This window comes from Olivibacter sp. LS-1 (genome assembly GCF_008245145.1).
Taxonomy (GTDB): Bacteria; Bacteroidota; Bacteroidia; order Sphingobacteriales; family Sphingobacteriaceae; genus Olivibacter; species Olivibacter oleidegradans.
The window spans coordinates 1,342,587-1,356,658 of the sequence record NZ_CP041643.1 but is presented as its reverse complement, the minus strand read 5'-3'; the positions used below and the strand labels follow the sequence as shown (position 1 = coordinate 1,356,658).

The following is a 14,072-nucleotide window of genomic DNA, read 5'->3' as shown; positions in this document are numbered from 1 at the left end:
TGAATAATTCGTTTTAAAGTAATGGATCCACCTTTTAACAGGAATTATCCACCTTCTTATTTGTTGTTGTGTCTATTTAACCAATTTGTTTATGGCTTTTTCAAGCCAGTTAGTACGGGCCTGGTAACGGCAGGCCCGCCAACAAACGGCGGGCTAGACGATTTATGCTTCTACGTAATCTCTACGTATAACGAACTTGGTTTGTACCGGAAGCTTCTGAGCAGCTAAGCGCAAAGCTTCTTTCGCCACTTCCAAAGGAACCCCTTCTGCCTCAAATAACATGCGGCCCGGGCGAACAACTGCTACCCAATACTCGGGTGCACCCTTACCCTTACCCATACGAACCTCAGCAGGTTTCTTTGTAACGGGTTTATCGGGGAAGATACGGATCCAAACTTGACCTTCACGTTTCATATAACGGGTTACCGCAATACGAGCCGCTTCAATCTGACGGCTGGTAATCCATGCCGGTTCTAATGATTTTATACCGAAAGATCCGAAAGCCAGCTCAGCACCACGTCCGGCATTACCCTTCATGCGGCCTTTCTGCATCTTTCTGAACTTCGTTCTTTTTGGCTGTAACATTGTCTTTAATATGATTAAACAAGCTGTCTAATGACAGCATTCATGATACCTAAATTAGTTTTTTCCCTTAGGAGCTCCACCACGGTTGCCACCACGTCCGCCACGGCGATCGTTTCTTCCACCACTTCTGCGGTCGTTGCCACCTCTGTTACGATCTCCACCGCTAAAGTTGCTGGCACCTTCACCTCTACCTTTAACATTTCCTTGACCTACATTCGGAGATAAATCACGCTTACCGTATACTTCTCCTTTACAGATCCATACTTTAACACCTATTTTTCCATAAGTAGTATGGGCTTCTGCCAATGCATAATCAATGTCGGCACGGAAGGTGTGCAAAGGAATTCTTCCTTCTTTGTATTGCTCGGTACGAGCCATTTCCGCACCACCTAAACGACCAGAGCACATGATTTTGATACCCTCTGCGCCCATACGCATGGTAGAAGCGATTGTGGTTTTCATGGCGCGACGGAAAGAGATACGAGCCTCTAACTGCTTCGCTACTCCATCAGCTACCAATTGAGCATCTAATTCCGGACGTTTAATCTCAAAGATGTTGATCTGAACATCTTTCTTTGTAAGCTTCTTAAGCTCTTCTTTTATCTTATCAACTTCCTGACCGCCTTTACCGATAACGATGCCCGGACGAGCGGTATGGATAGTCACGGTAAGACGTTTCAATGTACGCTCGATAACAACTTTTGCTACGCCACCTTTAGCGATACGAACAGAAAGATATTTTCTGATCTTCTCATCTTCAACTAATTTATCGGAGTAGTTGTTGCCACCGAACCAGTTAGAATCCCAACCTTTGATGATTCCTAATCTGTTACCTATTGGATGTGCTTTTTGTCCCATTTCTCCTAATTAGTTTTGTGGTTCAGTAGTTTTGCTGTCAACAACAATGGTTACGTGGTTAGAACGCTTGCGGATTCTATAGCCACGACCTTGCGGTGCAGGTCTTAATCTTTTTAATTGACGGCCGCCTCCAACAGATACTTCTTTTACATAAAGTTCACTATCTTCAACGCGCTTATCTTCGTTGTTCGCTTCCCAATTCTTGATCGCTGATAACAACAGCTTCTCAACCCTTAGGGCAGCTTCTTTATTTGTATATTTCAGAATATACAATGCTTTCTCAACTTTTTCACCTCTGATAAGATCCACTACCAAACGCATCTTACGTGGAGACGTAGGGCAGTTTAATAATTTGGCAGTAGAAGCACCACCCTTCTGTGCCTGCTCTTTTCTTTCTCTTATCAGTACAGATTTTTTCTTCTTTACGTTATTTGTTGCTTCCATTGCCTATTATTTTTTCTTTTCAGCGTGACCTCTAAATGTTCTAGTTGGAGCAAACTCCCCCAATTTATGGCCAACCATGTTCTCGGTTACATACACCGGAATAAATTTATTTCCGTTGTGAACTGCGAAGGTATGACCAACAAAATCAGGTGAAATCATAGATCTACGTGACCAAGTTTTAACAACTGATTTTTTATTGGTTTCATTCATAGAAAGAACTTTTCTTTCTAAGTTATGATCGATATAAGGACCTTTTTTAATTGAACGAGCCATTATTTTTTCCTTCTCTCAATGATGTAACGATTCGATGTTTTTTTCTTTGACCGAGTCTTGAAGCCTTTTGCTAACAAGCCCTTACGTGAGCGTGGATGACCTCCGGATGCTCTACCTTCACCACCACCCATAGGGTGATCTACCGGGTTCATAGCTACACCACGAACACGCGGACGGCGGCCCAACCAGCGTTTTCTACCTGCCTTACCTAACACTTGGTTAGCTTTTTCGGCATTCGAAACCGCCCCGATTGTAGCAACACAGGTTGATAAAATCATCCTGGTTTCGCCGGAAGGCAATTTAATGATCGCATATTTACCATCACGAGCAGAAAGCTGAGCATAAGTTCCGGCACTGCGCGCAATAGATCCACCCTGTCCCGGATTCAACTCGATATTGTGGATGATCGAACCTAGCGGAATATTTTTTAATGGTAATGTATTTCCTACTTCAGGGGCAACTTGTTCGCCGGCAACAATTGTCTGACCAACTTGTAAGCCCTCCGGAGCAATAATGTAACGTTTTTCGCCATCTACATAATGCAACAAAGCAATACGTGCTGTACGGTTTGGATCGTATTCTATAGTGGCTACTTTTGCGGGGATATCTTTTTTATCGCGTTTAAAATCTATCAATCGGTATGATTTCTTATGTCCCCCACCGAGATAACGCATAGTCATTTTACCGGTATTATTTCTACCTCCTGACTTTTTGATTTTAACGACTAATGATTTTTCAGGTACATTAGTTGTTACATCGCTATAGTCAGCTCCTACCCGAAAACGAGTACCTGGAGTAACCGGTTTGAATCTTTTAACTGCCATTTCTAATTATATAGTACTGTAAAAGTCAATAGTTTCACCATCTTTCAATGTAATGATGGCTTTCTTATATTTAGGAGCACGGCCCGAGATATTCCCTGCTTTTGTGTAACGGCTCTTGGTCTTTCCGCAAACAACCATGGTGTTTACAGACTCCACATTAACGCCGAACATTTGTTCAACTGCAGCTTTGATCTGTATCTTATTGGCTCTATGGTCCACCTTAAATGTATAGCGATTCAACTTTTCTGTTAAAAGTGCCGCTTTTTCTGTTAATACGGGTTTCTTAATAATCTCCATGTTACTTGGCAAATGCCTCCTCCAATGTTTTAACAGTCTCGGTAGTCAACAAAAGTTTACCTGCATTTAATACGTCGTAGGTATTAATATCGGCTGCAGTAATGACTTTTGTTTTTTTCAAGTTTCTGCTAGATAAATAAACATTCTTGTTCAAAGCCGGTAAAACCAATAGGGTTTTCTCGTTCGCTACGTTTAAGTCGTTCACAAGCTTCACATAGTTTTTAGTTTTGATAGAATCGAAATTCACTTCATCCAAAACTACAATGTTGTTCTCTTGTGCTTTGTAACTTAAAGCAGATTTACGAGCTAAAGCTTTTAACTTTTTGTTCAATTTGAAGCTGTAATCACGGGGTTGAGGACCAAAGATACGGCCACCACCGTTGAACAAGGGTGACTTAATACTACCGGCACGGGCTCCACCAGTACCTTTTTGTTTGTGTAATTTGCGGGTAGAACCGGCAATCTCGTTACGTTGCTTAGATTTGTGTGTACCTTGACGTTGGTTAGCCAAGTACTGCTTAACATCTAAATAGATAGCGTGATCGTTGGGGGTTACACCGAATACCGCTTCAGGAAGTTGCACCTTGGCACCTGTTTCTTTACCTGAAATGTTTAAAACTTGTACTTCCATCTTCTTATTTATCTACGATTACGTAAGAACCCTTTGCACCCGGAACCGAACCGCTAACAACTAGCAAGTTTTTCTCTGGGTACACTTTCAACACTTGTAAGTTTTGAACCTTAACGCGGTCGCCACCTGTGCGGCCGGCCATACGCATACCCTTGAATACGCGAGAAGGCCAAGATGAAGCACCTAATGAACCCGGTGCACGCATACGGTTGTGCTGACCATGGGTTTGGCCACCTACACCACCGAAGCCGTGACGTTTCACAACGCCCTGGAAACCTTTACCTTTAGAAGTACCTACTACATCGATATAATCGCCTTCAGCGAATATATCAACTGTAACAACATCTCCAAGATTTTTCTCCTCAGGGAAAACCTCAAATTCTACCAACTTACGCTTAGGCGTTGTATTTGCTTTCGCAAAGTGCCCTTTCAATGATGCGGTCGTGTTCTTCTCTTTCTTTTCGTCGAAAGCCAGCTGGATTGCTGTATAACCGTCATTTTCTACCGTGCGTATCTGCGTTACCACGCACGGGCCAGCTTCGATTACCGTACAAGGAATATTTTTTCCTTCGGCATCGAAAATGCTGGTCATTCCTACTTTTTTACCAATGATTCCTGACATTTTATTTAATTTCTATTTTTGTCCATCGAAGCAGTAGGGCTTCGTTCAAGACATACTAATCCCACAAAGGGACGGCAAAGATAGAAAACTTCCTTTAACTATCAAATACTTAGCGAATTATTTTTTTAATTTTCTTGATGCGGGGAGCACCTTATTCGCTCTAGAAATTTTTTTTATTGAAATGATCTTAGCCATCAAAGGCCTTCACTTGCCTCTTTTTGCTTGCTTTTACCCCTTAACATCTCAATGAGAGGCGGTAATAGCGACAGCAGAATAATCGCAAATATCACATAGGTGAAGTTATTCTTTATAACGGGCAATCCACCAAAATAGTATCCTAAAAACAGAAAAGACGCTACCCAAAGGCAACCGCCCACTACGTTGTACGAAGCAAACTTGCCATAACTCATCGTGCCGATGCCTGCAACAAAGGGTGCAAAGGTTCTTACAATAGGAATAAAACGAGCATAAATAATGGTTTTACCGCCATGCTTAATATAGAAGCGTTGCGTTTTCTCCAAATACTCCTTTTTTAAAAGTTTATACTTTCCACTGAAGGCAACCGGACCTACATATTTACCTATATGGTAATTAACCAAGTCGCCCAATACAGCGGCAATGATCAGCAGTACGCACATTAGGAAAATATTCAAGTCCGTATCCGGCTTAGCAACAATCGCCCCCGCTGCAAAAAGCAAGGAATCGCCGGGCAGAAAGGGTGTTACTACCAAACCGGTTTCTGCAAAAATAATTAAGAAGAGTATTAGGTACGTCCACGTCTGGTACTCATTGACAATCTCTACGAGGTGCTTGTCGATATGCAGGATGAAATCAATGATTGAGCTAATTACTTCCACGTATTCTTCTTTTTTCCGAAATGACTAAATTATCCTTGACTGTTCAGCATAACCGGCATCACCAGCATGAGTATGTTTTCGTTTTCTTCCTCTACCGCAGGCAATAACAGACCGGCACGGTTTGGTGTACTCATCTCAAGGACAACTTCTTCACACTCCAGATTGCTAAGCATTTCGATTAAAAACTTGGCGTTGAAGCCGATCTCCGTATCCTCTCCCTCATATTGACAGCTTAAGCGTTCATGTGCTTCGTTGGCAAAATCCAGGTCCTCTGAAGAAATATTGAGCTCGCTACCGGTTATTCTTAAACGTACCTGATGCGTCGTTTTATTAGCAAAAATGACAACCCGTCGAAGTGAGTTCAGCAACAACAAGCGATCAATCGTTAATTTATTGGGGTTTACCTGCGGAATGACTGCTTCGTAATCCGGATAACGTTCATCGATCAGGCGACAAATTAAATGGATATTACCGAATTTAAAGAAAGCACTGGTATTGTTATATTCAACAGCAACATCAACATCTTCTGAAGGTAAAGAGCTTTTTAGTAAAGTCAGTGCCTTCTTTGGAAGAATCATGGATGTTACCTGCTCTGATTTAACGTCTGCTCGACGGTAACGTACGAGCTTGTGGGCGTCAGTAGAAACAAAGGTTGTATTTTGGGGTGTTAGCTGGCAAAGCACACCGGTCATCGCCGGCCGTAGCTCATCGTTGCTTACAGCAAAAATCGTTTTACTGATTGCCTCCGATAAAACAGACGCCGGAATACGGACGGTAGACGGGTTTTCGACAACGGGGATTTTCGGAAAATCATCGGCATTTTCGCCACTCAATTTATACTTTCCATCACCGGCGCTGATTTCGATCGCAAAAGTCTGTGTATCGACTGAAAATGCAATCGGTTGGTCCGGCAGTGTTTTCAAGGTTTCGATTAAGATCTTAGCGGGAACGGCAACCTTACCTTCTTCTTTCGACTCTACCTGTAAAGAGGTTATCATGCTCGTTTGCAGGTCGGTAGCCGAAATTGTAAGTGAATTATCTTTTATCTCAAACAGAAAATTCTCTAATATTGGCAACACAGTGCTGCTACTTGATGCACCATTTACGGCTTGTAATTGTTTAAGTAAAGTTGAAGTTGAAACGATGAATCTCATATCTGTCAAATATAACGGCAATGATAATAAAAAGAATGGAGAAAGTTAAAAAAAGTTATGAGTTGTCCCGTCCGCTCATCATATTCATCTTGATGTACTCACTTGGGCGAACACCAATTATTTTTTGAAATGTATTGCTGAAGGTGGGTAAGCTACTATAGCCTACTTTAGATGCAACTTCATTAATGGATAAAGACTTTTCCAACAGGAGTTGGAGGGCTTTCAACATGCGTAAAGCGGTTAAATACTGAATAAAGGACATACCTAAGTCCTTTTGAAAGAGCCGCGAGAGCGAACGCGGGCTGAAACCAAACCCGGTGGCCAGATCGTTGAATAAAAAATCCTTACCCAAGTTCTCCTCTAAATACATCGTAACTTCTTTCAGGCGCTTATTTTTGGCTAAAGGCAACGATAAGGGCAGCGAAAAGTTACTGATCTGTGGCAGTAGTACCTTAAAAGCATCCACAATTGTATAGGCTGTTCTATCTTGCGGGTCGATATGTCCCGTCCATCGATGCGTGAACAGCATAAGTTCCAATAGCAAATCGTTTACCGGATGGATACTGGTATTAAAATAGAAAGCATCGTCAGACGCGTAAATCGGAAAATAGAGATTTCGCATAATCACTTCAGGCGAGCTTGGATGAATGCTGTGTTCCACGCCGGGGGCAATCCACATATAGTGTCTGGCAGGAAGGAAATACGATTTTTCTTGGGTTTTCACAAATACAACGCCTCCTTCGGTATACAAAAATTGTCCCTTTTTGTGACGATGGCTGGGTATAAATTTCTCACCCATCTGGTTATGATAACAATATATACTGTCTTCTTTTTTATCTACGTCTGTGATGTAATATTTTTCGCCTGTCATACTGATTGATCACGAAGGTACAGACAAATATAACAAACACATGTTTTTTGGCTACCCTCGATAAATCTATGTCTACCAAAAATAAACAGGACGATCGTAAAAATGGTATAATTGTAATATTTTAAAACGCTTGGGGCTAAATTATTATTTCCTAAATAAACAAATAACTATGCATACCGATAGAATAAGAAACACCTCTTTGTTGGATCGGGTAAAAGAGGTAAGCGAAGTATTGGATTTATTTCAAGATGGGATGGTGATAGCCTCCAGCGGCTTCACCAAAGCAGGCGACAGTAAGGTTATTCTTCCCGCTTTGGCAGCGAACAACACCTCACGTCCTATAAAAATCACACTGATTACCGGTGCGTCTTTGGGTCACGAAACAGATGCTAAACTCACAGAAGCGGGTGTCTTGGCTCGGCGCATGCCTTTTCAGGTAGATAAGGTATTACGGAAAGCCATCAACCGGGGCGACGTATTATTTGTGGATCAAAACTTAAGTGAAACCAGCGAAATGCTGTTAGATCATCATCTTCCGGAGATTGACATCGCAATTATTGAAGCAGCCTATATTACCGCTGAAGGCGGAATTGTGCCCACCACTTCTGTTGGTAACTCGCCCATTTTTGCCAATAAAGCAAAAAAGGTGATCATTGAGATTAATACAGCCGTACGGACAAATGTACATGGCTTACATGATATTTACCTTCCTGAGGCCTATCCCAATCGTAAAGCCATTGAGATTTTTCGACCGAACGATCGCATTGGATCCGCTGTTATCAACGTCGAGCCCGAGAAAATTGCAGCCATTGTATTGAGTCATCAACAAGATAGCCCTGCCGATATTGCAGTAATTGATGATAAAACTGCTGCTATTGCTCATCATTTAATCGACTTCTTTACCGAGGAAGTAAAAAACGGTCGTTTGTCAAAATCGCTGCGTCCTTTACAGGCAGGCATTGGTAAGGTAGCTAATGCCGTGCTTACAGGACTCGCGGAAAGCGACTTTGAAGGGCTCACCATGTTCTCGGAAGTACTGCAAGACAGTGCTTTTGATTTAATTGATGCAGGCAAACTTACCTTTGCTTCCGCAGCTTCCATTACCGTATCCGCAGCGTGCTACCAACGGGTTTTTGACAATCTTGAAAAATACAAAGACAAGGTGGTATTGCGCCCACAGAGCATTAGCAATGCCCCGGAAGTTATCCGACGCTTGGGCATCATCGGCATCAATACGGCTATTGAATTCGACATCTATGGCAATGTAAATTCTTCGCATATTGCGGGAACACAGATGATGAATGGCATCGGAGGTTCGGGCGATTTTGCCCGCAATGCGCATATTAGCATATTTGTCACGCAAGCGGCCTCTAAAGAAAATAAAATCTCCCATGTGTTGCCGATGGTAACGCATGTCGACCACAATGAACATAATGTAGATGTTGTGGTAACCGATGTAGGTTATGCCGACCTACGAGGCTTAGCGCCACGAGAGCGAGCACTTAAGATTATTGGAAACTGCGTGCACCCGGATTATAAAGAAGAGTTGCAATCTTACTTTGATCGCGCCGTCGCCGAAATTGGTGGTCAAACACCCCATCTCTTGGATGAAGCTTTCTTATGGCATAAACGATTCAGGGAAAACGGCTCCATGAAAGCTCGTTAATTACAGAACTGTCTTCCCGACACACGGAAGCAGCTCTGATTTAGGAAAGCGGAAACACCGCTCCATTTAATGGGCGTATTTCCGCTTCCGTATCCAGTGCTGTAATAGGCCAAAAAGAAATAGCAGCAATAGCGGTCCTCCTACATTGAGTATTTGCCAAAAAAGTTTATCATTCTTGATGAGCAACTTATCCAACAAACGAAGTTTCACTTCTTTTTCACGTAAGGCAATAATTCCGCTTTCATCATTTAAATAATCAACCATATTCAGCAGCAAGGTCTTATTGCCATACTGCTGTTGTGTAGCGCGGTCCCAACCTAAGCTATAGGGCATACGTTCTTGTTGATTGATCTCATTTTTAAGTATGTTACCGTCCGACAACACAATCATCTTACCGGACAATTGCGGGCTTTGCTGCCGATAGCTGAATGTATCAACAAGCGGTTCGGGAACGGGTCTGTTTTTAAACACTGAAGGAAACGCTCCTTCCAGTACCACGCCCACAGGATAGCCGGTACTCCTAAAATCTTCCGGCTTCGGATTTTGTGAAACCATATCAAGCGAAATTAGTGTCGGTACATTAAGCGCCTTACTAAAGGGAGACGAACGCAGGATAATCTCTTTCTTGATATTGGCGGCCGGCAATGTGTCAACCGTTCCCGAAAATTCACTACGTATGCCATCAATATTCTTTATAATCGGATGGGTAGCCTTCGGCACCAAAATAGGATAAAACAACCAGGGAACAAGCTGAAATTGATCGGCCCCTCCTACTTCACCAACCCGAAGCGGAATCTGTGCGCAATTGAGATCAGCTATCAAATTATAGTTCAGCCGCACACCATATTTAAAGAGCATGTCATCTAAATTGAGCGACCGGGCTACTGCCACTTGATTGCCTGAGTTCCGCATACTGTCCAATTCGACCTGCGTCTGATTAACGGCCCACAAGACCTTGCCACCATGTTGCACAAAATAGTCAATTTTAAATTTATGAAGCTCGGGAAAAGCCTTTTGTGGCTTGGCTACCACCATCACCTTGATCTGTTTTAACGTTTCGAAAGAAATCGAATCTAAATTTAACCGGCCCACCTGATAGGTGATTCCCAAACTATGCATTGCATCATAAACCTGTAGATCGTTCAGCTCACCATGCCCTTCAGTGAAAGCGACTATCGGCTTTCCACCGGAAGTTATTTTCTTAATACCGTTGATGAACGTGTACTCCAGATTCTGAACAGAATTATTCAATACATCTTCGGGATTAATAAATCGATTATTCTGCAAAAGCTGCACCGGTAGTTCCTCATCACCATACATCAATACCGCTACGGGGAAAATCGTTTTCTGCGACAACCCCTCGCTTGTTTTGACACTGAGATTGGTAGGCTCTATACCACGTGCAGCCAAAGCCTCTACATACGATTGTTCTTGTCCGCCGCTTTCGCTCAACGGGTTGATAAAAGTATATTTGATTTGCCCTCCTGCATAGGCTTTTAGATCGGCCAACATGTCTTTAGTAGCTCCTTTTAGCCGTTGGAATCCGGCAGGTAATTCGCCCTCTAAAAAGACAACTACGCGAAGGTCGTCCGTTAATGACCGCAACACATCTTTGGAAACCTCTGATAGCGTATACCTTTTTTCGCTGGTAAAATCTAGCCTGAAAAAATTATAATTGGCAAGAAAATTGACACCCAACAAGGCAACAAGTAGTAAAATGATTCCCTTCAGCTGCCCCCAAACTGTTTTTCTGCCTCTTTCGATAAAGAGATAGGTCAGTAAGAGAAATAGGGCGCTGAAACTTATAAAAAAGCAAAAATCGCGGAGATCGAGTACCCCACGACTAACCGAATCGTAATGAGCGAGTATGCCTAAATAAGTAAAGGCTTCCGAGAGGGCACTATCAACAAACAAAGTGGACAAATAATCAAACCCGATAAAGAGGGTGAAACACAAAAAGGCGCTTAGCAAAAAGGCGACTACCGCGTTGGTGCAAACGGCTGAGATAAAGATTCCAATCGCGCAAAATGCAGCTCCCAGCAAGAAGAGTCCGATATAGGAACCAATAACGGCCCCGGTATCGATATTGCCAACCGGAGCACCTAAATAATAAATGCTTATATAATAAACACCGGTTGGTAAAATGGCCATAGTGACAATAAGTAAACAGCTTGCATATTTAGCGAGGATGAGCTGCCAATAACTTATGGGCTTTGTCATCAACCATTCGTAGGTACCCTCTTCCCGCTCTCCTGCAATAGCCCGCATGGTAATGGCGGGGATCAGAAACATAAAGATATAGGGAGCTATAGAAAAAAAACCGGTTAGGGTGGCATATCCATATTCCGGAACGCTCGTTTCGGGAAAGACCCAAAGAAAGAGACCTGATACCACTAAAAAAAGTGCAATGGTTAAATAGCCAACGAGTGAATGAAAAAAAGTAGAAACGTCTTTTATCAGAATGCTGAACACGGATTCACGATTTATTTGTAGGTCTCGAAGTTACAAAAAAGCGCTAAAAACGGGAATGTGGTCGAAATTAAAAACAAAAAAGAGGAAGCCCGTGGTTCGGAGCCTCCTCTTCTTGTTCATGTTAAGTGCTTTTTATCGGTTACCTTGTCCGGGAAGATAAATTTGGAAACCCAAATTAAACCCTAAACCATTTTGTGCCTGAGCGCTCGCATTGTTGGCCTTTGAATAATTATACCCTACAACTGCTTCCAATGCAACACTTCTCGTAATAAAGTGCGCATAACCTAAACCAACTCCGGCAGCAAAGGTTACATCACTTCCGTTATTAGCCCCTGCAATACCTACTTCTCCCTGACCAAAGAAACGTCCGGTAGCAGACGAACCTTCCGGGAAAAAGTAGCGAACAAAGGGAGCTACTCCATAAGTCCAAATATCATCAGCATCTTTTACCGACTGGAATCCACCATTGAGTGATAAACCAATAGCTATACCGTCAGAAACAAAATAACCGGCTCGCGGGTTAATATTGACATTGAAAGATTCGCCTTCAAAACTATAGCCCATGGATCCTAAGCTTCCGCCAACCATCCAGTTACCTTTCTGTATAGGAACCATACCTACACTTTCAGACATCTGTGGCTTGTTTACGTCCACGTTTTGGGCTTTTAGCCCTAGGAAACTTCCTAATACTAATGCAGAGAATAAAAATACACGCTTCATAGTTTTCAATTGTTAATTATCTAATTTGTTAATTGTTACTAGGTAATTAACATAAAACATGCCATAATGTTTTTTTGAAAACCGTTCGCTTTAAAAATATTATTTGGTCAAATCGTAAAACACTTGCTCTAAGTTCTTGTTTTCGAACATCTCAGGCCTTTTTTCAATTGAAAAGTTTCCTACTAGCTTTCCTTTATTAATAAAAATTACCTCTTGGCAAATGGCCTCTACTTCCTGCATTATGTGTGTGGATAAGACTACAACCTTTTCCTGCCCCAATAAACGGATCAAATTTCTGATTTCATGCAATTGGTTTGGATCCAACCCCGCCGTCGGCTCATCCAAAATTAACACGGGTGGATTATGCAATAAGGTTTGCGCAATCCCCAAACGCTGCTTATATCCCTTCGACAACTGTTTGATTTTTTTCTGCTGCTCGTCTCCTAAACCTACCATATCAATAACTTCTTCTATACGTTTAGATAAGTTAGGTAAGCGATATAGCTTCCCGGTATATTGCAAGCTCTCGCGAACATACATACTTCCATATAAAGGGTTATTTTCCGGCAGATAGCCTAGTAAACGTTTTGCTTCATATTCTTTTTCCTGCACATCGATCCCGTGAATGCTTACACTTCCTGTAGAAGGCCTGATAAATCCGCTAATCATTTTCATTGTAGTCGATTTCCCGGCCCCATTGGGACCTAAAAATCCAACGACCTTTGCTTCCTCGATACCGAAGGAGATATCATTGACGGCTACTTGATTTCCAAATGTTTTGGTGAGGTTCTTGACCGCTAGCAACATAGCAACTAAATTTTCAGTTATCAATAAGCCCGAATCTGATGATCTTTACGGTATTTTGCCAGTTGCACGCCTGCTTCATTATGCCGATCGGTGGATAAAATATCGGCACCTCGTTCTATAAGTTGATAGTAAAGGCCATCACCCCGACTTTCCGCCCGTTTATCCAAGTTGCCCATAGTTCCTAATATACACATAATCCCGTGCTCATGCAACCGCTTATATAAGGATGGCTCGGGCTCACTGACGCCTACAAAGGCGAGCAATCTGTTATCGGGAATACCGTAATCGTTCAATCGCAACAAATCATCCATCTTTCGGATACTGGCCGATATCATCAAATCAGGAGCCAGTTGATGTACCTGAGCCGCTTGGGTGGCATTGTAGGTGATGATAACGGAGTAAGAGGCCGCCTGATGACGCTTGACAGCGTCCACTACCAAATCCATCGGCACGCCTCTTTTTATATCCAACGTAAAGATTACTTTTCCCTTTCCCCACTTCAACACATCATCCAGTGTAGGAATTTTAAAGGATGTAACCTTACCTTCATTGTCTTTTAATTTTAGTGCCTTAAGTTCGGCCAAGGTATGATTGCTAAGCAACCCCTTGCCCGTCGTTGTACGATCTAGTTTATCATCGTGCATCATCACCAAAACGGAGTCTTTCGTTAACGCAATATCACATTCGATGATTAGCGGTTGTTTATTAGCACTATGTTGAAATGTTTCAATGGCATTTTCAGGATATCCCGGCTCGGGCCCACCGCGGTGTGCACTAACAAGGGGTACACGTCGATCACTATAGGTCATAAACCTATACAAGTCCTCAACTGAAGAAAGTGCTATTTTAGAAGCCTCACTGTAACCGTTGCCTGTCGCCTCCGTTAATGAGCAAGCGCTTATACCGATGCTCAGTAACCATAATAAACTTAAATATAACCGCTTCATGAAATTTTGTGATGCTGCTCGATTTGATCCTACAAAGCTATTGA

16 protein-coding genes are annotated in these 14,072 nt (G+C 42.5%); 1 reads left to right on the top strand and 15 read right to left on the bottom strand.

Annotation, left to right across the window (positions count from 1 at the left end; genetic code table 11):
• Positions 1 to 162: 162 nt before the first annotated feature.
• From rplP to FKG96_RS05500, 11 genes are all read right to left on the bottom strand, one after another.
• Positions 163 to 585, bottom strand: coding sequence for a 50S ribosomal protein L16 (gene rplP, locus FKG96_RS05550; RefSeq protein ID WP_013665007.1), 423 nt, complete (start codon positions 583 to 585; stop codon positions 163 to 165).
• A 54-nt stretch (positions 586 to 639) separates the two neighbouring features.
• On the bottom strand, positions 640 to 1,443 hold the full coding sequence (gene rpsC, locus FKG96_RS05545) for a 30S ribosomal protein S3 (protein WP_013665006.1): 804 nt from the start codon (positions 1,441 to 1,443) through the stop codon (positions 640 to 642).
• 9 nt (positions 1,444 to 1,452) lie between these two features.
• Positions 1,453 to 1,887 carry a 50S ribosomal protein L22 gene (gene rplV / locus FKG96_RS05540; RefSeq protein WP_013665005.1) on the bottom strand — a complete coding sequence of 145 codons (435 nt, stop codon included), beginning with the start codon at positions 1,885 to 1,887 and terminating at the stop codon, positions 1,453 to 1,455.
• A gap of 6 nt (positions 1,888 to 1,893) precedes the next feature.
• Complete coding sequence (gene rpsS, locus FKG96_RS05535; protein ID WP_013665004.1) at positions 1,894 to 2,160, bottom strand: 30S ribosomal protein S19; 267 nt, start codon at positions 2,158 to 2,160, stop codon at positions 1,894 to 1,896.
• Complete coding sequence (rplB, locus tag FKG96_RS05530) at positions 2,160 to 2,984, bottom strand: 50S ribosomal protein L2 (RefSeq protein ID WP_013665003.1); 825 nt, start codon at positions 2,982 to 2,984, stop codon at positions 2,160 to 2,162. The genes rpsS and rplB overlap by 1 nt, the downstream gene beginning before the upstream one ends.
• Positions 2,985 to 2,990: 6 nt before the next feature.
• Complete coding sequence (rplW, locus tag FKG96_RS05525; protein WP_013665002.1) at positions 2,991 to 3,281, bottom strand: 50S ribosomal protein L23; 291 nt, start codon at positions 3,279 to 3,281, stop codon at positions 2,991 to 2,993.
• A gap of 1 nt (position 3,282) precedes the next feature.
• Positions 3,283 to 3,912, bottom strand: coding sequence for a 50S ribosomal protein L4 (gene rplD, locus FKG96_RS05520; RefSeq protein ID WP_013665001.1), 630 nt, complete (start codon positions 3,910 to 3,912; stop codon positions 3,283 to 3,285).
• A 4-nt stretch (positions 3,913 to 3,916) separates the two neighbouring features.
• Entirely contained in the window at positions 3,917 to 4,534 is a 618-nt protein-coding gene (gene rplC / locus FKG96_RS05515; RefSeq protein ID WP_013665000.1) for a 50S ribosomal protein L3, read from the bottom strand.
• Positions 4,535 to 4,728: 194 nt separating this feature from the next.
• Positions 4,729 to 5,391 (bottom strand): DedA family protein, encoded by a 663-nt coding sequence (locus FKG96_RS05510; protein ID WP_013664999.1) that lies wholly within the window; start codon positions 5,389 to 5,391, stop codon positions 4,729 to 4,731.
• Positions 5,392 to 5,420: 29 nt separating this feature from the next.
• Positions 5,421 to 6,545, bottom strand: a complete 1,125-nt coding sequence (dnaN, locus tag FKG96_RS05505) for a DNA polymerase III subunit beta (RefSeq protein ID WP_013664998.1) — start codon at positions 6,543 to 6,545, stop codon at positions 5,421 to 5,423.
• Between the two features lie 55 nt (positions 6,546 to 6,600).
• Positions 6,601 to 7,416 (bottom strand): AraC family transcriptional regulator, encoded by an 816-nt coding sequence (locus FKG96_RS05500; RefSeq protein ID WP_149105184.1) that lies wholly within the window; start codon positions 7,414 to 7,416, stop codon positions 6,601 to 6,603.
• A gap of 169 nt (positions 7,417 to 7,585) precedes the next feature.
• On the opposite strand from FKG96_RS05500, the gene FKG96_RS05495 reads away from it, so the two are divergent.
• The gene (locus FKG96_RS05495; protein WP_149105183.1) at positions 7,586 to 9,082 is read left to right on the top strand and encodes a succinate CoA transferase; all 1,497 of its coding nucleotides are present in this window, start codon (positions 7,586 to 7,588) and stop codon (positions 9,080 to 9,082) included.
• 66 nt (positions 9,083 to 9,148) lie between these two features.
• Here FKG96_RS05495 and gldG read toward each other — a convergent pair whose 3' ends face one another.
• From gldG to FKG96_RS05475, 4 genes are all read right to left on the bottom strand, one after another.
• The gene (gene gldG / locus FKG96_RS05490) at positions 9,149 to 11,554 is read right to left on the bottom strand and encodes a gliding motility-associated ABC transporter substrate-binding protein GldG (RefSeq protein WP_149105182.1); all 2,406 of its coding nucleotides are present in this window, start codon (positions 11,552 to 11,554) and stop codon (positions 9,149 to 9,151) included.
• Between the two features lie 132 nt (positions 11,555 to 11,686).
• Positions 11,687 to 12,274 carry a hypothetical protein gene (locus FKG96_RS05485; protein ID WP_013664994.1) on the bottom strand — a complete coding sequence of 196 codons (588 nt, stop codon included), beginning with the start codon at positions 12,272 to 12,274 and terminating at the stop codon, positions 11,687 to 11,689.
• Positions 12,275 to 12,373: 99 nt separating this feature from the next.
• Entirely contained in the window at positions 12,374 to 13,081 is a 708-nt protein-coding gene (locus tag FKG96_RS05480) for an ABC transporter ATP-binding protein (RefSeq protein WP_149105181.1), read from the bottom strand.
• A 20-nt stretch (positions 13,082 to 13,101) separates the two neighbouring features.
• Complete coding sequence (locus tag FKG96_RS05475) at positions 13,102 to 14,028, bottom strand: glycerophosphodiester phosphodiesterase family protein (RefSeq protein ID WP_041387212.1); 927 nt, start codon at positions 14,026 to 14,028, stop codon at positions 13,102 to 13,104.
• Between the last annotated feature and the right edge of the window lie 44 nt (positions 14,029 to 14,072).

Excerpts from the sequence above, each read along its gene's own strand:
- FKG96_RS05480 (WP_149105181.1), bottom strand. The coding sequence starts at position 13,081 with ATGTTGCTAGCGGTCAAGAACCTCACCAAAACATTTGGAAATCAAGTA.
- FKG96_RS05475 (WP_041387212.1), bottom strand. The coding sequence starts at position 14,028 with ATGAAGCGGTTATATTTAAGTTTATTATGGTTACTGAGCATCGGTATA.
- FKG96_RS05495 (WP_149105183.1), top strand. The coding sequence starts at position 7,586 with ATGCATACCGATAGAATAAGAAACACCTCTTTGTTGGATCGGGTAAAA.
- rplD (WP_013665001.1), bottom strand. The coding sequence starts at position 3,912 with ATGGAAGTACAAGTTTTAAACATTTCAGGTAAAGAAACAGGTGCCAAG.
- rplV (WP_013665005.1), bottom strand. The coding sequence starts at position 1,887 with ATGGAAGCAACAAATAACGTAAAGAAGAAAAAATCTGTACTGATAAGA.
- rplB (WP_013665003.1), bottom strand. The coding sequence starts at position 2,984 with ATGGCAGTTAAAAGATTCAAACCGGTTACTCCAGGTACTCGTTTTCGG.
- rpsS (WP_013665004.1), bottom strand. The coding sequence starts at position 2,160 with ATGGCTCGTTCAATTAAAAAAGGTCCTTATATCGATCATAACTTAGAA.
- rplC (WP_013665000.1), bottom strand. The coding sequence starts at position 4,534 with ATGTCAGGAATCATTGGTAAAAAAGTAGGAATGACCAGCATTTTCGAT.
- FKG96_RS05485 (WP_013664994.1), bottom strand. The coding sequence starts at position 12,274 with ATGAAGCGTGTATTTTTATTCTCTGCATTAGTATTAGGAAGTTTCCTA.
- rplW (WP_013665002.1), bottom strand. The coding sequence starts at position 3,281 with ATGGAGATTATTAAGAAACCCGTATTAACAGAAAAAGCGGCACTTTTA.
- rpsC (WP_013665006.1), bottom strand. The coding sequence starts at position 1,443 with ATGGGACAAAAAGCACATCCAATAGGTAACAGATTAGGAATCATCAAA.
- rplP (WP_013665007.1), bottom strand. The coding sequence starts at position 585 with ATGTTACAGCCAAAAAGAACGAAGTTCAGAAAGATGCAGAAAGGCCGC.
- FKG96_RS05500 (WP_149105184.1), bottom strand. The coding sequence starts at position 7,416 with ATGACAGGCGAAAAATATTACATCACAGACGTAGATAAAAAAGAAGAC.
- dnaN (WP_013664998.1), bottom strand. The coding sequence starts at position 6,545 with ATGAGATTCATCGTTTCAACTTCAACTTTACTTAAACAATTACAAGCC.